This window comes from Chryseobacterium sp. G0201 (genome assembly GCF_003815655.1).
Lineage (GTDB): Bacteria > Bacteroidota > Bacteroidia > Flavobacteriales > Weeksellaceae > Chryseobacterium.
The window spans coordinates 4,658,465-4,679,056 of sequence record NZ_CP033917.1 but is presented as its reverse complement, the minus strand read 5'-3'; the positions used below and the strand labels follow the sequence as shown (position 1 = coordinate 4,679,056).

At 33.4% G+C, this 20,592-nt stretch carries 18 protein-coding genes; 9 read left to right on the top strand and 9 right to left on the bottom strand.

What is annotated here, in order from left to right:
* Nucleotides 1-12 precede the first annotated feature (12 nt).
* The 6 genes from EG348_RS21010 to EG348_RS20985 are packed head-to-tail and all read left to right on the top strand — an operon-like array spanning nucleotide 13 to nucleotide 7,914.
* Entirely contained in the window at nucleotides 13-1,038 is a 1,026-nt protein-coding gene (locus EG348_RS21010; protein WP_123984878.1) for a hypothetical protein, read from the top strand.
* A 26-nt stretch (nucleotides 1,039-1,064) separates the two neighbouring features.
* Nucleotides 1,065-2,024: a WG repeat-containing protein gene (locus EG348_RS21005; protein WP_123984877.1), complete on the top strand. Its 960-nt coding sequence runs from the start codon at nucleotides 1,065-1,067 to the stop codon at nucleotides 2,022-2,024.
* Between the two features lie 58 nt (nucleotides 2,025-2,082).
* Nucleotides 2,083-3,129 carry a YhcG family protein gene (locus EG348_RS21000; RefSeq protein WP_123984876.1) on the top strand — a complete coding sequence of 349 codons (1,047 nt, stop codon included), beginning with the start codon at nucleotides 2,083-2,085 and terminating at the stop codon, nucleotides 3,127-3,129.
* A 14-nt stretch (nucleotides 3,130-3,143) separates the two neighbouring features.
* On the top strand, nucleotides 3,144-6,839 hold the full coding sequence (locus EG348_RS20995) for a phosphoribosylformylglycinamidine synthase (RefSeq protein WP_123984875.1): 3,696 nt from the start codon (nucleotides 3,144-3,146) through the stop codon (nucleotides 6,837-6,839).
* Between the two features lie 13 nt (nucleotides 6,840-6,852).
* Complete coding sequence (locus EG348_RS20990; protein ID WP_228414809.1) at nucleotides 6,853-7,233, top strand: ribonuclease inhibitor; 381 nt, start codon at nucleotides 6,853-6,855, stop codon at nucleotides 7,231-7,233.
* Between the two features lie 51 nt (nucleotides 7,234-7,284).
* Nucleotides 7,285-7,914: an SGNH/GDSL hydrolase family protein gene (locus EG348_RS20985; RefSeq protein ID WP_123984873.1), complete on the top strand. Its 630-nt coding sequence runs from the start codon at nucleotides 7,285-7,287 to the stop codon at nucleotides 7,912-7,914.
* 141 nt (nucleotides 7,915-8,055) lie between these two features.
* Here EG348_RS20985 and EG348_RS20980 read toward each other — a convergent pair whose 3' ends face one another.
* The 3 genes from EG348_RS20980 to EG348_RS20970 form a co-directional block, all read right to left on the bottom strand.
* Nucleotides 8,056-8,607: a hypothetical protein gene (locus EG348_RS20980; protein WP_123984872.1), complete on the bottom strand. Its 552-nt coding sequence runs from the start codon at nucleotides 8,605-8,607 to the stop codon at nucleotides 8,056-8,058.
* A gap of 2 nt (nucleotides 8,608-8,609) precedes the next feature.
* Complete coding sequence (locus tag EG348_RS20975) at nucleotides 8,610-8,984, bottom strand: hypothetical protein (RefSeq protein WP_123984871.1); 375 nt, start codon at nucleotides 8,982-8,984, stop codon at nucleotides 8,610-8,612.
* A 192-nt stretch (nucleotides 8,985-9,176) separates the two neighbouring features.
* Nucleotides 9,177-9,473, bottom strand: a complete 297-nt coding sequence (locus EG348_RS20970) for a diacylglycerol kinase family protein (protein ID WP_262696693.1) — start codon at nucleotides 9,471-9,473, stop codon at nucleotides 9,177-9,179.
* 252 nt (nucleotides 9,474-9,725) lie between these two features.
* Here EG348_RS20970 and dnaN point away from each other — a divergent pair, with 252 nt between their 5' ends.
* The 3 genes from dnaN (at nucleotide 9,726) to EG348_RS20955 (ending at nucleotide 14,551) form a co-directional block, all read left to right on the top strand.
* Nucleotides 9,726-10,856 carry a DNA polymerase III subunit beta gene (dnaN, locus tag EG348_RS20965; protein ID WP_123984869.1) on the top strand — a complete coding sequence of 377 codons (1,131 nt, stop codon included), beginning with the start codon at nucleotides 9,726-9,728 and terminating at the stop codon, nucleotides 10,854-10,856.
* A gap of 525 nt (nucleotides 10,857-11,381) precedes the next feature.
* Nucleotides 11,382-13,784, top strand: coding sequence for a phenylalanine--tRNA ligase subunit beta (gene pheT / locus EG348_RS20960; RefSeq protein WP_123984868.1), 2,403 nt, complete (start codon nucleotides 11,382-11,384; stop codon nucleotides 13,782-13,784).
* Nucleotides 13,785-14,140: 356 nt separating this feature from the next.
* Complete coding sequence (locus EG348_RS20955; protein ID WP_123984867.1) at nucleotides 14,141-14,551, top strand: META domain-containing protein; 411 nt, start codon at nucleotides 14,141-14,143, stop codon at nucleotides 14,549-14,551.
* A 50-nt stretch (nucleotides 14,552-14,601) separates the two neighbouring features.
* Here EG348_RS20955 and EG348_RS20950 read toward each other — a convergent pair whose 3' ends face one another.
* The 6 genes from EG348_RS20950 to EG348_RS20925 all read right to left on the bottom strand — a co-directional run bounded on the left by EG348_RS20950 (nucleotide 14,602) and on the right by EG348_RS20925 (nucleotide 20,414).
* Nucleotides 14,602-14,841 (bottom strand): hypothetical protein, encoded by a 240-nt coding sequence (locus EG348_RS20950; protein WP_007845674.1) that lies wholly within the window; start codon nucleotides 14,839-14,841, stop codon nucleotides 14,602-14,604.
* Between the two features lie 37 nt (nucleotides 14,842-14,878).
* On the bottom strand, nucleotides 14,879-16,195 hold the full coding sequence (locus EG348_RS20945; protein ID WP_123984866.1) for a hypothetical protein: 1,317 nt from the start codon (nucleotides 16,193-16,195) through the stop codon (nucleotides 14,879-14,881).
* Nucleotides 16,196-16,302: 107 nt separating this feature from the next.
* Entirely contained in the window at nucleotides 16,303-17,193 is an 891-nt protein-coding gene (locus tag EG348_RS20940) for a 3-hydroxybutyryl-CoA dehydrogenase (protein WP_185145517.1), read from the bottom strand.
* 18 nt (nucleotides 17,194-17,211) lie between these two features.
* Nucleotides 17,212-17,622, bottom strand: coding sequence for a hypothetical protein (locus tag EG348_RS20935; protein ID WP_123984864.1), 411 nt, complete (start codon nucleotides 17,620-17,622; stop codon nucleotides 17,212-17,214).
* A 120-nt stretch (nucleotides 17,623-17,742) separates the two neighbouring features.
* Nucleotides 17,743-18,621 (bottom strand): CGA/CIA family class A beta-lactamase, encoded by an 879-nt coding sequence (gene bla-A / locus EG348_RS20930; protein WP_123984863.1) that lies wholly within the window; start codon nucleotides 18,619-18,621, stop codon nucleotides 17,743-17,745.
* Between the two features lie 62 nt (nucleotides 18,622-18,683).
* A complete protein-coding gene (locus tag EG348_RS20925) occupies nucleotides 18,684-20,414 on the bottom strand; it encodes a cellulase family glycosylhydrolase (RefSeq protein ID WP_123984862.1) in 1,731 nt (576 codons plus the stop codon).
* Nucleotides 20,415-20,592: the final 178 nt, after the last annotated feature.

The following is a 20,592-nucleotide window of genomic DNA, read 5'->3' as shown; positions in this document are numbered from 1 at the left end:
TTTTGAATTGATATGAAGTTTTGTACATTTTTTATTCTGATACTATTTCCTGTGATTGTATTTTCTCAGGATTTAAAGCCGAATAAGAAAATCAAATCTGATACAGATTTCAATCATATAGTTTCAGGAATTACAGCTCCAATGAAGTCGGGCGAATTTTCAAGAACAGCTTTGTTTACCAATTCCAAAAATGACAGTGTTTTTGCTGCTGAATATGAAAATAAAGACAATGATGCATTGTTTAAATTTAAAATTATTCCTGCCTTTCTTGATGAAGAGAGACTTTTGAGTCATTATTATAAGGAGCTTAACGAAAGAAAGTATACACCTCAAGAAAGAGAAAAAGTAAATAAGACAGTCGCTTTTCAAGAAGGAAAATTTAAACTTCATGGCATCAGTACCTATTTTAGCCATCTTAATAGGCTGATTAACGTAAGAGTTTATGATGCCGGGTTTTGGATGTTTATCTCGGAAATAAGTCAAAAAGGTAATGATACTTTAGCTTTAGATGCAAAGCAAGATGAGTTTTTGAAGAAACTAATGCCCTCAAAGATTGTAGAAAGAAATCCATTAACAAGATATTCGAATATTCTCTATGCACCCATTGCAGCTCGTGATACAGTACTATTGAGAATTACAATGAGCAGTGCTACGAATAAAATGAAATGGATATATGAGAATATTAATAACTACGAAAGAGCGTCGGGAATTCCCGGAACTCTTCTGGATTTCCAGATTGCAGGGATTAATGGTTTTATAGATTATAAAACAGAAAAAAATCCCAGATCTATTAAAGAAGGTAATCCTGCAGTAGATAAATTGATTTCTTTCTTTACGAAACTTCGAAATGATGGTTTCACAGATGAATATTTAATGGAGCAGTATTACTATTTATTAACTCCACCTGAAGATCATCAGTTTGATTACAAAGGTTATCAAAAGTGGAAACTGGACAATTCGATAGATTACAATGTTAATAAAAAATATTATATTATTGTAAATTCGCGTAAAAAAGCAGATCTAAGTAAAGAGAAGTAAATTAAAAAGCTGATATTAACCGGAGCATGAAAAAAGCACTTTTATTCATTTCATTGATACCAATGATTTCTTTTTCTCAGAAGAAGGATGTTTTAAAGTATTTTATATCGAAAGATTCTTTGGTTGGAGTAAAAAATCAAGATGGTAAAATTATCGTTCCTGCTCAGTTCAAAATTTTCTCAAACATTGAAAATGGTGAATTGGTTGAAGGAGAAACGATCTATTTTGATGGTTTTAAAAAAGATGAACAAAAAGAGAAAAATGCTTGGGGATATGTTTATGATAAAAAAGGAAATTTCCTGTATAGACCTTTCTTGTACGACAACGGAGCAGATTATTTCTCCGAAGGCATAAGAAGATTTGTCAAAAATGGGAAAGTAGGTTTTGCAGACAGAAACGGTAACACAGTCATTGAAGCTAAACATGATTTTGTATCGCCTTTCAATTATGGATATGCCGCCTTTTGCGATGGCTGCGATTGGGAGAAAACCGAAGACGAGCACAAAGCAATCGTTGGTGGAGATTGGGGAATGATGAATTTTAAAGGTGAAATCATTCAACCCATTTCAAAATCTGAAAATGCTGTAGAAATTGACGGAAAATACTATCCGAATCCATTCAAATACAATGAAAAAGAGAAGAACATTCTTCAATTTTTCGAAAAATATAGTAAAAAGCTTTCCGATATTTATTATGTAAACCACTATAATAAGTTATCCGAAAATGAGAAGAAATTATTTTTTGAGATTATTGAAAGACCAAAAGAAAATTTTCCATATTTTCAGATTGATACATATGATAACGGAAAGATGAATTCAGGATCGTCACGTTTTAATTTCATAGTTTCAGAAGATGGTAAAAATTTTTACGCTTCGGATTATGATGTTGAAAAACGTCCTTTTGAAAAATGGCTGAAAAAAGAAATGAAAGAAGCCGAAAAATTTCAAAAAGAACATCCCGATAATCCGAACAAATTAAGTAAATAAGTCCAATAACAAGAAAATTTCAGAATTATTAATTTTTAAAATTGATTATTTAAAGAGAATGTTACAAAATCAAAATCATCAACAATTAATGACCGATTTAAAAGAACTGGTTACCAAGACGAGAAGTCAGGTAGCTGTTCAGGTAAATTCGGCAATGGTGGTTTTATATTGGAAAGTTGGACAAAGAATAAATGAGGATATCTTAGGAAATAAAAGAGCAGAGTATGGAAAAGAGATAATTTCACAAATTTCTCAGCAGCTTACTTTTGAATTTGGAAGTTCTTTTTCAGAAAAAAATATTCGGAAAATGATGCAGTTTGCTTCTGTTTTTGGAAATTTTGAAATTGTCGCATCAGCGATGCGACAATTATCATGGACCCATTTTCTGTTACTCATTCCTATTTCTGAAGATACTAAAAGAGATTTTTATATTGAAGTTTGTAAAATTGAAAATTGGAGTGTAAGAACTTTGAGAGAAAAGATTAACTCTTTACTTTTTGAGCGAACTGTAATAAGCAAAAAACCACAAGAAGTAATTAATAAGGAACTAAAAAATTGGTCTGAGAATAATATTTTGAATCCGGATCTGATTTTTAAAGATCCTTATTTTCTAGATTTTTTGGAATTGAAAGATACGTTTTCTGAAAAGGATTTGGAAGAAGCAATAATTGTTGAGCTTCAAAAATTTATTTCGGAATTAGGAAGTGATTTTGCATTTCTCTCGAGACAAAAAAGGATTACAATCGATAATAGAGATTACTATTTAGATTTACTTTTCTATCATAGAAAATTAAAATCTTTAGTAGTTATCGAGTTGAAATTGGGAGAATTTGAAGCTGCACACAAAGGTCAAATGGAGCTTTATCTTTCATATCTTAATACATATGAAAAAGTAGAAGGCGAAAACCCGCCGATTGGTTTAATTCTTTGTTCTGGAAAAAATTCCGAACATATCGAACTAATGAATCTGGAAGCAGATAACATAAAAGTTGCAGAATATTTTCTTGTATTACCTTCAAAAAAAGTTTTACTTGAAAAATTCCACCGTTCGATAGAAATTGCAAGGAATAAATTTGAAAATAAAAATAAGTCTAATAATATTTAAATATCTGACATCTAATGTCTAATAACAAAAGAATTTTCGTAGAAAAAAGAGGAATTTTCGATGTAGAAAGTCCAAAAATTTTTGATGAAGTAAAAGCGGTTGTTCCGTCGATCAAAAATGTGAAAGTGTACAATGTGTACGATATTTTCAATTTAAACGATGGTGAATTCGAAAAGGTTGTCAACAGCACTTTCGTAGACCCTGTTACTGATATTTTGCATGAAGAAAATCCTGCAGAAGGAATCCATTTTGCGATGGAATTTTTGCCGGGACAGTACGATCAGCGTGCGGATTCTGCTCAACAGTGTATCGCTTTATTGACTGAAAATGAGAAGTCTAAAGTGAGAAGCGGAAAATTGATCGAATTTGAAGGTGCTTCTGAAGCTGATTTAACCAAAATCAAAGATCTTTTGATCAATAAAGTAGAATCTCAGCAAAAAGATTTATCAGTTTTTGATTTTCCTGCGGATGAAATTCCGTCAAAGGTTTTAATTCACGAAAATTTCATCAATTTTGATGCTGCTGAACTTGATAATTTTTATAATAATCATGGTTTTGCGTTAGGATTAGATGATTTAAAATTCATTCAGGATTATTTTAAAACTGAAGAAAGAAATCCTACGGAAACAGAATTAAAAGTTTTAGACACGTATTGGAGTGACCACTGTCGTCACACAACATTTGAAACAGAATTGTCAAATATTGAATTTGACGGACAATTTAAACACACATTGGAAACAATTTTCAATGATTATATCGAGAAAAGAAAATTCTTAGGACGCGAATTAAAACCAATTTCCTTAATGGATCTGGCGACCGTTTGCGGAAGATATTTCCATAAAACAGGTGATTTGGAGAACTTGGTGGTTTCTGACGAAATCAATGCTTGTACCATCCAAATCGAAGCTGAATACGATGGTAAGAAAGAACCTTGGTATTTATTATTCAAAAACGAAACACACAATCACCCGACGGAAATTGAACCTTTTGGTGGTGCTTCAACGTGTTTAGGTGGTGCGATCAGAGATCCTTTGTCCGGACGTTCTTACGTTTTCCAGGCGATGAGATTGACGGGTGCTGCTGATGTTTTGGAATCGGTTGATAAAACTTTACCGGGTAAATTACCTCAAAAAACAATCACAAAACAGGCGGCAAACGGATATTCTTCTTACGGTAACCAAATCGGTTTGGCGACTACAATGGTTTCCGAAATCTACGATGAAGGCTACAAAGCAAAAAGAATGGAAGTTGGTTTCGTAACCGGCGCAGTTCCTGTGGATTGGGTAAGACGTGAAAAGCCTGAAGCTGGTGATTCTATCATCATTTTAGGGGGCGCAACTGGTCGTGACGGTGTTGGTGGAGCAAGCGGAAGTTCAAAAGAACAGGACGAAACTTCGATCCACACAATGAGTTCAGAAGTTCAGAAAGGAAATGCGGTTGAAGAGCGTAAAATCCAGAGATTATTCAGAAATCCTGAAGTAACGAGATTAATTAAAAAATCTAATGATTTCGGAGCTGGAGGTGTTTCTGTAGCAATCGGTGAAATTGCTGATTCTTTGGAGGTTAATTTGGATGTTTTACCTTTAAAATATGAAGGTTTGAATGGAACCGAGCTTGCTATTTCTGAATCTCAGGAAAGAATGGCGGTTGTGGTTGAACCAAAAGATAAAGAACAGTTCATCAAATTCTGTGAAGCTGAAAATATTGTTGCCGTTGAGGTTGCAAAAGTGACAGATTCAGGAAGAATGCAGATGTTCTGGAAAGGTGATAAAATTGTTGACCTTTCAAGAGAATTTTTAGATACGAACGGTTGTTCTAAAAGTCAGGAAGTTAAAATTACTCACCTTAATGAAGTAAAAGAAGAAGCTCAATCATTTAATGAAGAGAATTTCTTGAAAATTTTAGGTGATAAAAATGTAGCTTCTCAAAAAGGTTTGTTAGAGATGTTCGATTCTTCTATTGGTGCGACTACGGTTGCGATGCCTTTAGGTGGTAAATATCAGCAGACGTTGATGGAAGGAAGCGTTCAGACATTGCCGATTATCGGAGCAAAAAATATTGAAACTGTTTCTTTGGCAAGTTGGGGATTTGATGCGGAGATTTCTAAACAGAATTCTTTGTTGGGAGCTTCTTACGCTGTTGTAGAAAGTGTTGCAAAAATCGTCGCGATGGGTGGCGATTATAAAAATATCAGATTTAGTTTCCAAGAATATTTCGAGAAATTAGGTCAGAATCCTGAAAAATGGGGCAAACCTTTAGCTTCTTTGTTGGGAGCTTATGATGCACAAATTAATTTTGGTTTGGCTGCAATCGGAGGTAAAGATTCAATGAGTGGAACGTATCAGGATCTGAATGTTCCGCCAACGTTGATTTCTTTCGCTTGTGCGAACGGAGAAAAGAAAAATATTATCTCTCCTGAATTTAAAGGTGAAGGAAATAAAGTATATTTCTTCAATCACATCGCTCAGGAAAACGGACTCCCAAATTATGATGCTTTAAAAGCTGTTTTTGAATTTATTTTCGAAAACATCAAAGCTGGAAAAATCGTTTCTGTGAAAACAGTGAAAGAAGGGGGAGTTGCAGTGGCTTTAGCGAAAATGAGCTTTGGAAACAGATTAGGTGCTGAAATTACAGTTGATGAAGATATCTTATTGACTAAAAATATCGGTAGCTTAATTATCGAATCTAAAGAAGAATTAAGTGCTACAAATCTTCAATTGATTGGTCAAGTTGTTGCGGATGAAGTTTTAACAATCAACAATCAACCGATCGCGATCAACAAACTTTTAGCTGCAAATACAAACACATTTGAAAATCTTTTCCCGACAGTTGAAAAAGAAAAAATAACGGTTGAAATTGATGAGAAATTAAACTCAATCAACCCAAGAAATATTATCATTAAAAAACACGGAATCGCTCAGCCAAAAGTATTCGCACCGGTTTTCCCGGGAACCAATTGTGAGTATGATACGTTGAACGCTTTTGCAAAAGAAGGTGCGGTTGTCAAAAGTTTACCTTTAATCAATATCAATCACCAATTATTGGATGAAAGTATTGATGCATGGGTAGAAGAAATCAAAACTTCTCAGATTCTAGCGTTCTCAGGAGGTTTTTCTGCGGGTGACGAGCCGGATGGTTCTGCAAAATTCATCGTTAATGTGTTGAAAAACGAGAAGATGAAAAATGCAGTTCACGAGTTGTTAGACAGAGACGGAATGATCATCGGTATTTGTAACGGTTTCCAAGCATTAGTTAAATCTGGATTGTTGCCTTACGGAAGAATCAAAGATTTGGATGAAAATTCTCCAACGTTGGCTCACAATGCAATCAGAAGACATATTTCTCAGATGGTCAATGTGAAAGTATTGAATGACGAATCGCCTTGGTTAAAAGGGATGAAAGGACAAGTGTTCACGATTCCAATTTCTCATGGTGAAGGTCGTTTCATGGCTTCGGAAGAGGAAATTCAGAAGCTATACGAAAATGGACAAATCGCAACGCAATACTTAGATTTAGATGGAAACATCGCTCATGGAATGCCATTCAATCCAAATAATTCATTGTTCGGAATTGAAGGAATTACTAGTCCATGCGGTAAGATTTATGGTAGAATGGGACACCCGGAACGTTTTGCAGAAGGGTTGATGAAAAACATTCCAACCGCAAATTATCATAACATATTCAAAAATGGAGTTGAATACTTCAAATAAAAATAAAAAGAAAATGACTGTCATTAATGGCAGTCATTTTTCGAATCTGGAAGGTTTCTACGAAGAGGTTTCTAAGGTTTTGACGAAAGATACCAATTGGAAAGTAGGAACATTGGATGGTTTCAATGATATTTTGTACGGTGGATTTGGAATTTTTGAAAATTATGATGAAGTTGAAATCATTTGGAAAGACTCTCAGAAATCTAAAGAAGATTTAGGATTTAAAACAACCAAAGAATTTTACGAGAATAAAATCAAGCAGGGAAAACCTTTTAATGTAGGATTAATCCAAGATAAATTAAATGAATTAATTGATGGAAAAGGCCAAACTTTATTCGATATTTTAATTGAAATTATAGAAGAGCATAAAAATATTACGTTAATTTTGAATTGATGATTAGTTATAAATGATCAGCGATAAATTATAAATGATACTAAAAGTAAGATGAAGAAAATGATATATGGATTGTTCTTTGGTGACAGCATTACTTACGGAGAATATGACGGTGTTTTTGGAGGCTGGGTTGATATTCTGAAAAGATATGCTTTACAAAAGTACAATGAAGGAGAAACCAACGAACTGATTCTTTTCAATCTCGGAATTGGTGGCGAAACCACAGAAGGTCTTATCAAAAGAATTCCATACGAAATGGCAGCGAGAAATTCTGCCGAAGGAAATATTATTTTCATAGGTTATGGAGCAAATGATTTAGCTATAAAAAATGGAATTCAGATGGTAGATCCTGAAGACTTCAAAAGGAATATTTTAACAGCAATTCAACACGCCAAGCAGTATTCGGAAGATATTTATTTGGTAAGTATTCTTCCGTTTTCTAAAAAAGTGGATGGAGTAGTGGTTGCTTCCGGAAAGTTGAGAACGAATGAGGAAGTTATTATTTACAATCAGATTCTTAAAGATATTGCAACTGAAAATTCATTAATTTATATTGATTTTTACTCTGCTTTTTTAGAAGATAAAGAATTTTTACTTTCTGCAGACGGCGTTCATCCTAATGAAAAAGGGTATGGAATGATGGCTGAAATTGCTATTCCGGTTATTGAAAAATATTTATAATTCAAAATTTACTTTCTACGAAACATTTTAGAAATGAGTAAGTTAAAACCTCTTTTAAATGGTTTTACGAAAAAGAAAAACGGGCTTTTACCCGTTTTCTTTATTAATATGCAATCTCAATTTAAAATTAAGCTTTAATGACTAGTAAATATTGATCCATTTATCTCCTGCCAACATAAAAGCTTCAGCAGTAAATGAATAATTAATTCCATTTAATGTACCAGAATCACTCATGTTGGAAGGTGTTCCCGTACAATTTTGATAAAAGCCGACAGATCCGCTCATAAGAGGAATATTGCCCGGATTGTTAGGATCTCTCAGTTGAAATTTGATGTATGACCATTTTTGCGCGGTGGCCATTATTGTGGAAATTGTGTTACCATTAAGAAGAGCTCCTGCACCAGACCAGTTGTCAAGAGGATAGGGATGCGGTGTGTAGGGAGCCGGAGGATTGGAAGTCGATTCCTTAAATGTTGCATAACTTGCAAGTGTTCCTGTAGGCAGAAGAACACTGGGGCCTACACTCTGCAATCCGCCACTGCATGTAGTAGGAATAATGGTAAAAACGGTATAATATAAATCCATTTGGTGATAGGTATTATCATTAAATACATGTAAGTTACCATCGCCATTTTGAGCAAAAAAAGATGATCCGATACTTAAACCGAGAATAAGAGTGAGTATTTTTTTCATAATTAATCGTTTAGAGTTTTTTGGTTAATTTTTTTTAGTTTTTCATTGTAAATTTTTACGGCCCAATTTAAAATCTTGTCCCTGTCATGTTGCGTATTTTCAGTAAGTTCTTTTTCGCTCACACCTGTAGATTTTATTAATTCTATAGCTGACGGAATCAGAATATCCTTACGTCTGTCGCTAAGTTCAAGGCTTTTTTGATTTCTGATCTCTTCAGGAGTTGCTCGGTTTTCAGGTTTTGAAAGGCTTTTAATGGATTTTTCAAAGTTTAAAACTTCTTCATTTTTCGTAATCTCTATCGGATTTGCTATGGAAGTTTCTGTAGTACAAGAAACAAATGCTGCTATGATGACAGCATAGATAAGTTTGTTTTTCATAGTAATATATTGTAATTAGCTTTGAGCAAATATATTAAATTTATATCATCATTTGGTGATAAATAATATTTAGTGAAAATAATTTCAAACTAATAACATAATTATTGATGAATTTTTGAATAATGTAAATCAGTGGAATCTGTGGGAAATTATTTGTTGAGATTGATTCGTTCCTCGCAATGACAAAATCATTTAAAAGATATACTTCCAATATACCAAAACTCCAACAACAACCGATAGAATTGCCATCAAGATAACCGCTCCAGCAGAAACGTCCTTAATAAAACCGATTCTTTTATCGTATTCGGGTTGAATAAAATCGCAGATTTTCTCAATCGCTGTATTAAAAATTTCAGCACTTAAAACTCCCAAAGAAACAATTAGAATTAAAATAGCATCAAAGCAGGAAAGATGTAAATAAAAGATCAGAAAAAGGTTAATAAAGAAAGCCAAAACTTCCAATTGGAAATTTCTTTCCGATTTCAGCATTAAAAAAACACCTCGAAAAGCATTCAAAAAACTCTTATGGACGGGTGGTTTTCGCATAATGAAAATATTATTCACAAATATAATTAATTGCTTCAAGAAAATGCTTATCTTTAGTCCTTTATGATATTTTATCACAAAAAATTAAAATAGTAGAGACTCAATAATCTTTTGATGGTTGTTAATAACTCTCAGGATTATATTTTTCAATCTATTTTCTATTTATTATATTTGTAAAAATTTATTTTTAAATCTATGAAATTTATTATTTCAAGTGGAGAACTGCAGAAAGCTTTGCAAACTGTAAGTGGCGTAATATCAAGCTCTCAATCTAGACCTATTTTAGAAAACTATCTTTTTGAGTTAAACGAAAATAATGTTACCATTACAGCATCTGATGGCGAAACAACTCTTGTAACTTCTTTGGAAGTGAAGTCTGATGATTCGGGGAAGTTTGCTGTTCCTGCTAAAATTTTTCAGGATTTTATCAAGACTTATGGCGAACAGCCTTTAACATTTTCTGTAAAAGATAATGATGAGGGAACGGGAAGTCAGCTTGAGATTTTAGATGAAAAAGATAATTTCGCGGTAGCTTTAGACAATGCAGATGATTACCCGGAATTACCGGAATTTGATGCGGCTCAGAGTGTAACAATGTCTGCGGGAGTTTTATCTGAAGCTCTTACAAACACGCTTTTTGCTACAAGTAATGATTCTCTTCGTCCTGTAATGACGGGAGTTCTTTTCCAGTTTGGAGAAAATGAAACAAACTTTGTTTCTACAGATTCTCACAGATTGGTGGTGTACAAAAGAATGGACTTAATGAACGTCGAGCCAATGGAATTCATTATGCCTAAAAAACCTTTGAACATTTTCAAAAATATTCTTGCAAGTTCTAATGAAGATGTAACGATCGACTTCAACGAGAACATGGCTAAGTTTACTTTTGGTAAACATATCTGGATCTGTAGACTGATTGACGGAAAGTATCCTAATTACACAGCGGTAATCCCTAAAGAGAACCCTAATGTATTAACGATCAATAGAAACCTTTTATTAGGAGCGATCAAAAGAGCATCTATCATGTCTAATAAATCAACCAATCAGGTTAGATTTAAATTGTCGGCCAACATTCTTCACCTTCATGCAGAAGATACAGAATATGCAAACAAGGCAGATATGCAGATTCCTTGCGACTATAACGGAGAAGATATCAACATCGGGTTTAGCTCTAAGTTTTTAACTGAAATGTTGACAATTCTTGGTTCAGACGATATCACAATGAAAATGTCTCAGCCAAACAGACCGGGAATTATTGAACCTCTGGATGGTCTTGAAGAAAACGAAAATATCTTAATGTTATCAATGCCTGTAATCGGATTGTAATATAATTTAGATAAAATATGTAAAGAGGTTTTGATTTTTCAGAACCTCTTTTCTTTTTTGGGAGCTTTATCCCGCTTTTCACTATATCTTTTTGGTTACGGGCTCCGCTTCGCTCCGCCCGCAACCAAAAAGGATGTCGTTTCAATCGGGGCTAGGGTAGTGGTCAGCAATATCAATATTTGAAAATATCCACGATTTTTGTCATGCTGGAAGCATCTAAATGTATTATTAGAAAAGATTCTGGAAAGATTTTCGTATAGATGCTTTCAGCATGACAAACTTAACGGAACAATTCTGCAGATGTTTCTTGAAGTTAATCTGTGTAAATTTGTGAAGATCTGTGGTCAACAAATAGTAATCAAAATTAAAAATAAAAAAGGCGTTATCTGCAAAATCTGCGAGAAATAACTATAATAAATTTAACTAAAAGTATTCTCTTAAAGTTCCTGCGAAATTTCGGTATTTCTTAAAAAAACACGACATTTGTAACTCGAAAAATTCAAATAAAATTTTCAAAATATAGCAATGAAGATATCAAACAATTGGCTGAAAGATTATATAAAAACGGAATTAAAACCTGAAAGAATTGGTGAATTCCTTACTGATATCGGTCTTGAGGTTGAAGGGATAGATAAATTTGAAAGTATCAAAGGAAGCTTGGAAGGGATCATCGTGGGTAAAGTTTTAACTTGCGAGAAACATCCTAATGCAGATAAATTGAATAAAACAACGGTAGACGTAGGAAACGGAAAGGTGCTGAACATCGTTTGCGGAGCTCCGAATGTTGCAGCTGGACAAACTGTACCTGTTGCGGTTGTCGGAACCAAGATTTATGATAAAGAAGGCGGATTTTTTGAGATCAAAGAAGCGAAAATCAGAGGAGAAGTTTCTCAGGGAATGATTTGTGCTGAGGACGAATTAGGTCTTAGCAATGATCACGGAGGAATCATGGTGTTGGATGAAGAAAAATATGAAGTAGGAAAGAACTTTGCTGATTATTTTGAATTGACAAATGACGAAGTTTTCGAGATCGGATTAACGCCAAACAGAACCGATGCAATGTCTCATTACGGGGTTGCAAGAGATCTATTTGCTTTCCTTTCAACGAATAAGCAGAAGTCAGAGTTTGAAAAAGTAGCTTCAGAAGCTTTAAATAATGAAGGTTCTCACAGCTTTACATTGGAAGTTGAGGACGCAGAATTATGTCCAAGATATATCGGTGCGGTGATCGAAGATGTAAAAGTTGCAGAATCTCCGGCTTGGTTGAAAAACAGATTAAAAGCAATCGGATTAAGTCCGATCAACAATATTGTAGATATTACAAACTATGTTCTTCACGGTTTAGGACAGCCGCTTCACGCTTTTGATGCAGATAAAATTGCAGACAAAAAAGTAAAAGTTGGAACGGTAAAAGAAGGAACAAAATTTACCACGTTAGATGGTGTTGAAAGAACTTTAAACGGTTCTGAGATCATCATCAAAGACGGAAATGATAATCCGATGTGTATTGCTGGAGTTTTCGGTGGTGCTAATTCCGGAGTTTCTAATGAAACAACGACTATTTTCCTGGAAAGTGCTTATTTCAATCCGGTAGCGGTGAGAAAAGGAGCAAAATTCCACGGTTTGAATACAGATGCATCTTTCAGATTTGAAAGAGGTGTAGATCCTAATATCACAAGGACTGCTATTACTCATGCCATTAAAATGATTCAGGAGTTAGCTGGCGGGAAATTGACTGGAGATTTGTTGGAAGAATATCCAAAGAAAATCGAAGACAATTATGTGATCATCAGATTTTCTAAAATTGAACAGATCTTAGGAACAAAAATTCACAGAGAAAAAGTAAAAGAAATTTTAAAAGCCCTTGAAATTCAGGTTTTAAATGAAATTCAGAATGGTTTTGAGATTTCAGTTCCTGCTTATAGAGCGGATGTTACAAGAGAAATTGACGTTATTGAAGAGATTTTAAGAATTTACGGATATAACAAAATCGATGCTCCACAAAAGATCTCTTTCACGCCTGTGAAGCTAAGTGCAAAAGATCAGGATGAATTAGAAAATAACTGGGCAAGAACTTTACAAGGCCTTGGGTTCAATGAAGTGATGAACAATTCATTAACTTCTGTAAAAGATGAAACTGATGCGGTAAGATTGTTGAATCCGTTAAGTAATGATTTGGCATTCATGAGAAAGTCTTTATTGGAAGGACTTCTTGAAAATGCTATTTACAATATCAACAGAAAAAATCAGGATATCAAGTTCTTTGAATTTGGAAAAATTTATCACAAAAGAGATAAATATGAAGAAAGAAAGCAAATGGCTATCTTAATTTCCGGAAGAAATGTTGCTGAAAACTGGTTACAGCCGAAATCTGCGACAGATTTCTATAACTTAAAAGCTTATGTAAAAGTTTTATTACAAAGACTGGCGATTGATTATAAAGAAGTTGCTTTATCTGATGATAGATTTTCTGATGCTTTAGCATATGAAGCTGACGGAAAAGTTTTAGTAAGAATCGGAAAAGTAGCTCCTCAGATGTTGAAAGATTTCGATATCGATCAGGAATGTTTCTATGCTGAAATTGAACTGGAATTGGCTCAGGAATTACGTTCAACCAACGAATTGAAATTTAAAGATATTCCAAAATTCAACAAGATCAGAAGAGATTTAGCTTTATTGATTGATAAAAATATTACGTATCAGGAGCTTTATCAGACTGCTAAGAAGAACAAATCTCCATTCATCAAAAACATCAATTTATTCGATGTATATGAAGGGAAGAATCTTCCGGAAGGCAAGAAATCTTATGCAATGAGCTTTGAATTATTAAATGAAGAAAAGACATTGGAAGAAAAGGAAATTTCTCACGTAATGGATTCTCTTATCAAATCTTTCCAAAAAGAATTCAATGCAGAATTGAGATCTTAATATTGATTACAACATTAACGATATAATATTAAAACGGACTTTTTTAAGTCCGTTTTTTTTAATTGAATTAAGAATGCTTCGACTCCGCTCAGCATGACATATCTAATATTAATTGTTTTTATTAGCGACTAATTTGTAGCGATGTCATGCTGAGCGGAGTCGATGCATTTTTTAATAATAATTCAACAGTTTAGATTCCTACAAAATGCTAAGATGTACATAATTGGAGCCATTTATTTTTTAGTATTTGTGAAAACAATTTGGTGAAATTTGTGTTTAACAAAATAATAAAAACCTCCGAAACCCGTTTAAATAATATAATTTCCGTAAATTTGGTTAAATCAAAAAAGAAAAAAATGAAAAATCTTTTTTTAAGTATATGTGCAGCAGCGGTTTTGGCATCGTGTGGAACAATGTCTAGTCCATCTGCTTCTAAAGTAGGAAAATCTCAACCTTCATTGGCAAATACAAAATGGACGTTGGCAGATAATGTAAAAGGAAAAGTTCCGACTTTGAACATCGAAGGTGAAAAGATCAATGGAAATGCAGGATGTAATAATTACTTCGGAACTGCAAAAGTAGACATCGCTACAGGTAGTTTCTCTGCAGGGCAAATGGGTTCTACCAGAATGGCTTGCGACAATATGAGCGTAGAGCAGAACTTTATGGATATGGTAGGAAAGGCTAACAAATATGTAGTTTCCGGAAATACTCTTGAGTTGTACAAAGACAATCTTTTATTATTGAAATTCAATAAAGCTGAATAAATAAAAAAGGAACTCAATTTGAGTTCCTTTTTTTATGTTTAAAGGGTTTCTTATTCTTCCTCTTCTTCGTCGTACTTAGCCAACTCTTCATCACACCATTTGAATGCTGCTTCTACCACTTTAGTAGCCTCATCTGCCATAGTTTCTTCATCATCACCTTCCAAATCATCTAACCACTCAACTTCTTCTTCCTCAACGTTTAAGATAAATCTTGGATATTCTGTATGAACTACGAATAAATCTTCAGGAAATTCCGAATTATCTGCTAATAAAAACTTTGGTAACTTCATTTTTTTAATGTTTTAACTTTAACCAAAGATAATAAAATTATTGATATTTGTTCTTGTCGATCCTAATTTTTTGTAAAACTTTATAGCGTGTAAGGGTTGTTCTTTTTAAAGTATCTTCAGGCTTAAAAGTAAGGCTTACCTGTGGATTTACAGTGCTTATTAATTCTGCAACCTGTATTTTTTCTAAATCTTTTTCTTCAATGATAAAAAACTGTAAAGGTACTTTGTCTAATTTTTCAGATTGTAGAAACTGGGTGATCTCTTTTCTGTTTTCAAGATAATTTCCTTTTGAAAGCCATGTAAATGCTAATCCTGATAGTAAACTTAAAGCACCAATAACATAAACTTTAACATCAAATATCTTGAATAATTTCCTGAAATAAACGATCCAGATCGGTAAGCTGAAAGGCGCCATTAATCTATAATCTATCGGATTCACAGAATAAAAATACTGGATAAAATAAGAACATATAATTCCAATAACGCTCACGAAAACATAGAAAAATTCCGGATCTGAAAGCTTCTTTTTTATGAATAAATAAATAATCAAAAAAATATTTACAAACCCAATTCCATAAATAATATAATTGATTTTTCCTCCTCCGGGATTTGCAATATGAACGAAAGGATTAAAGGTTGTACATAATCCTTGAAATAACTCAATCAATAATTTAGAAGTAGGGTGGAGCCCTATTTCCAGAAATGTTTTTACATAGTCTGCATTAAAATAATCAATGAATAGAAATTTATATAAAACGATGAAAATACAGCTTATTCCTGCTGAAATTATAAACGATAAAGAGTATTTTCTTTTCCAGAAAATAAGTCCATAAAGTCCGGTTCCTGCGATGATGAACAAGGCACTGTACCTTACGTTATAAAGGGCAATTAAAGCTAATGAAAGATAAAAAACGGCTTTCCACTTTTCTAATTTTCCTGTAATGATCAGCGTTGCTGTGTATAAAAAAAGAAATACAAAGGGGAGAATCAGGGCTTCACTCATGGTGTACGAATAGATCGAAAGAAAGCTGAACAAAGCACTTAAAATGATCGTTTCTCTAAAATAAAATTTCTTTATCCATGCAAAGATAATGATAAAAAGAAACGCTGCAATCCCTACAACTTTACTACTCCAGAATTCATCAAACCCGAAAAAGGTGAAAAATTTAATGCTTAAAGGATATCCTAACGGTGTTGTTGTATTATCAATAGTTGGAAAAACATGAGCCGCTCTCATATATCTGATAGAATCAGGGTTTACACGCCCTTTTTCATTGAGTAAAAAACGCAAAATGGTCATCACTAAAGTAATGATGACCATTGATATCTGAATATGTTTTTCTTTAAATTTCATCGAAGAAAAGTAGTGAATTTTGCAATGCAAGTCAATTTTTCTTCTAAGTGAATTATTTCATGTCAATTTTAAAAATTCAAAATTGACAATTTACTCATTCAGCTTTTTTATTTTGCAAACATTTTTGCCACTTTTTCAGCCTTTTTGCTTTCAGAATAGTCGTAGAAACCTTCTCCTGATTTTACGCCTAATTTCCCTGCCATTACCATGTTTACCAACAATGGATTTGGAGCATATTTAGGGTTTTTAAAGCCATCGTACATTACATTTAAAATAGCTAAACAAACGTCAAGACCTATAAAATCTGCCAATTGAAGTGGTCCCATCGGGTGAGCCATACCTAATTTCATTACCGTATCAATCTCCTCAACACCGGCAACACCGTTGTAAAGTGTTTCGATAGATTCGTTGATCATCGGCATTAAAATTCTGTTAGCCACAAAACCTGGATAGTCATTCACTTCTACAGGAACTTTTCCTAACGTTTTGCTCATTTCATAAATGATATCAAAAGTTTCTTTAGAAGTAGAATATCCTTTAATAATTTCAACCAATTTCATGATTGGAACGGGATTCATAAAGTGCATTCCTATTACTTTATCGGCTCTTTTGGTAGCTGCAGCGATTTTAGTGATAGAAATTGAAGAAGTATTGGTTGCCAAAATACAGTTTGCAGGAGCAAATTCATCCATCTGACCGAAGATCTTTAGCTTCAGCTCTTGGTTTTCTGTTGCAGCTTCTACGATTAAATCTGCCTCTGTTGCAGCATTTTTAAGTTCCGTGAAAGTAGTTATGTTACCTAACGTTTCCGCTTTTTGCTCTTCAGTAAGATTTCCTTTAGCGATGATTCTGTCAAGATTGGTTGTAATCGTTTTTAAACCTCTGTCCAAAGCATCCTGAGATACATCTACTAAACTTACATTAAATCCGCTTTGAGCGAAAGTATGCGCAATACCATTCCCCATGGTTCCGGCTCCGATAACTACGATGTTTTTGATCATTTTCCTTAAATTAAATTATTTTTTATAGATAGTTAAATTTCTTGCGTTGCCTAGATCAGCTTTAGTGATAACGGTTGTTTTCTCAAAGTTTACAGTACCGTCGCTGCTCTGATTTCTCTTGCTGTTTTGTGAAGATATGGCAGAGTGCAAGCCTTTTATAAAGTTTGTTTTTTGAGTTTTAGAAAGTTTATCAATCCCGATATATAAATTAAATTCTCCTTCTCGTCCCAGACCGCTTTGTCTGTAAACTTCGAAAGCTTTTGTTTTATTTTTTTTCTGAAACTGACTTAAATAAGTCATCACAGGATCTGGCGAAGGAGTTCCGCAACACATACTTGAATATCCTATCTGCAGATAGTTTTGATTCTTCTGAGCCCAAAAGAATGAAAAACTGAATATACCTGCGATTAATAATATCTTTTTCATATTAATTTTATTTGATAAGTAAATCTCAATTAGCGTGCCTTTCTTATTTTGCTGGAGTTTCCAATGACAAATTAATGTTTAAACTTACTTTAAAAACGCTTTAAAAATAAGCTTTAAAATTTACTTATTAAAATGATCCCAAAAAGCTTTAGAAATGTCAGAAATAATCTTGCAGTTTACGGCATCTGTTTCTGTAGAATTGCTTACAAATAAGGCGATTGCGTAATGTTTTCCGTTAGGTAGAGTTACAATTCCTATTTCATTTTCTGCACCGGTAAGTCCGTCTTTATTCTTCCCTGACGATCCCGTTTTGCGGGCTACAGGAGTATCTTTTGGCAATTGTTCTACCATTTTATTCAAACCTGTTTTTGTTCCCAACATTACTTTCATCAGATAATCTGTAGATTTTTTAGAAAGTAATTTTCCGTCATAGAATTTTTTTAACACCTGAACAGCCGAATTGGTCATACTGTAGTTTTTGTATTGAAAGCTCCAGTCACTGTGCATTTCTTCTTCATTATATTTTATCTGAAAACCTGTCACTCCTTTAGAATCCATGAATTTTTGAACGGTTTGTGTACCTCCAATTAATTTTAAAAGGATGTCGCAACCATTATTATCACTCATTGCAACGGTTTGATCGATGATTTCACTTAATGGAACTTCTGCGTTTGTATCTTTATATTTATCGCGAAGTGGCGACCATGTATTTTCTAATAAATTTGATTTATTAAGTAAAATTTTCTGATCCAAAGAAAGCTTTCCTTTGTCTACAAAATCTAAAACTGCAGCTGCAATATGAAATTTAAAAACACTTTGCATCGGAAGTTTTTTTTCACCGTTTTTATTGTATTTAAAACCATTTTCAAATCCTAAAACAGAAACTCCGACAGTCGCTTTTTTATCTTTAATAATGGAATTGATTTTTTGATCTAAAACTGATTGCTGAGCGAACATAAACGCCGAAATCAAAAGAAATAATAGTCCTAATTTTTTCATAATATTTTGTATTAAAAAATCCCTCTTAAAAACTAAAAGGGATTTGCAATTTAAGACAATTATTATTTTACTTCAAAATAATTAAGATTAACTCCGTCATTTTCGAAAAATATTCTAATTTTATTTTCTCCTTTTTTAAGATTAATTCCTTTAGCAGAAACCGTTTTCCATACTTCGTTTCCTCCTGTAGAATTGAGCGAGAAGGTGGCCAGTTGCTTTCCGGAAGCGTCCTCAACTCTGATTTTGCCATTGTTAGCACTTGAATATCTGATGTCAAAACCATAGCTTTTATCGGCTTTTACTTTGATCGTGTATTGTAGCCATTCTCCGGATTCTGTTTTTCCGACATAATATTGATTGGTGATCTTGTCATTACATTGATAGATATCAACACCGTCGTTTCTCATTTGATTTCCGGAATTCCATTCTGATCTTTTGGCAGGATCGCTTACCCAAAGATTAACAAAGTCTTTATCTAAATAGGACGAGCCAATTCTTCCCAAATCATAGTCTGAAGCAAAAATTCTTCCCGGAACCTGATTGTTTTTAAACGGTTTTGTAGATCCGTCTGTTGTCTGTCTGAACATCGCATCGATCACATCATTTTTAATTTCAGTATTACTGAATTTATAATTATCAGCAATTTTCATTAAAGCTTTTGTTGCAAATTCTTTCGTTGGTTTTTCAGCTCCGCTTTTCCAATAATCCAATATTTTTTGATATTCTGGAGTGATTTTTACGTTGGTAATTCCAGCAATATTGTCGATTTTTTTCATTGGCCAAAACGCGTATCCGATGTTGTGTTTGTCTAAAAGCTGGATCAATTCTGTAAACCAAACATTAGAGTTTTCTCCTGTTTCACCAAGCCAAATAGGCATATTATGTTTTTCTCTAAGATCTAATGCATTTTTTATTGTTGCATCATCATTATAATTCCAGTATTTATGGAAGCTGAAAGCCATATTGTCGTCCCAAATTGGTATCAATCCATTGTAATTGTTTCCCCAACCGTTTCCTTCAAGAATGATAATGTGTTTTTTATCAACCTGACGAATAGCTTCTGTAATATCTTTCTGTAATTTCCAGAGGGGAGCGTTTGACATTTCATCTGTTCCGTTCGGGTTTTTCCCTGTGAAATTAATGTTAGGCTCGTTGATTAAATCGTAACCACCAATCCAAGGCTCATCTTTATATCTTTCTGCTAATTTCTTCCAAAGAGCGATTGTTTTTTTCTGATTTTCTTCGCTTTCCCAAAGTGACGGTTTTGATTTATCATTGTCAGAAATATTCACATCATTTCCTTGTCCGCCAGGCGCAGCGTGAAGATCTAAAATTAAATACATTTTATTATCTGCGCACCATTTCAAAAGATCATCCGTCATTTTAAAACCTTCTTCCAGCCAGGTATTCTCACCTTTTACAGATTCTTTTTCAATCGGTAAGGTGTACAAATTATAATGCATCGGAAGTCTTATTGAATTGAATCCTGCTTTTTTCAGAAAATCAATATCTTGTTTTGTGATTCCGTTTTTTAAATAGGCTTTATAGAAATCATTCATTCCTTTTTCGCCGATCAATTCTGCAATTTTCTCTTTGATCTTGTATTGCGGACCTGCAAAATCAGCAGTTTTCAGCATATAACCTTCCTGCAACATCCATCCTCCTAAACCGAGACCTCTTAATTGAATATTTTCTCCTTTATCATTAACGATTTTCTGACCATCTGTTTTTAAAAGCTGTGATGTCCCAAATTGAGACAATAAAAAAGCGGATAATAGGAATGCTCTTTTCATAGTTTTGATTTTTAAAATATTAGGGGTTGTTTTTAGAAATTAATTACTTTTAAGTAATCACAAATATATTTAAAATTTGTTGAATAAAAATCACATTTGATTTAAATTAAACCACAAAAGAAATAAAAAAGAGTATAAAAAAATGAACCTCTTATATAGCTTTGAATTAATATTAAGT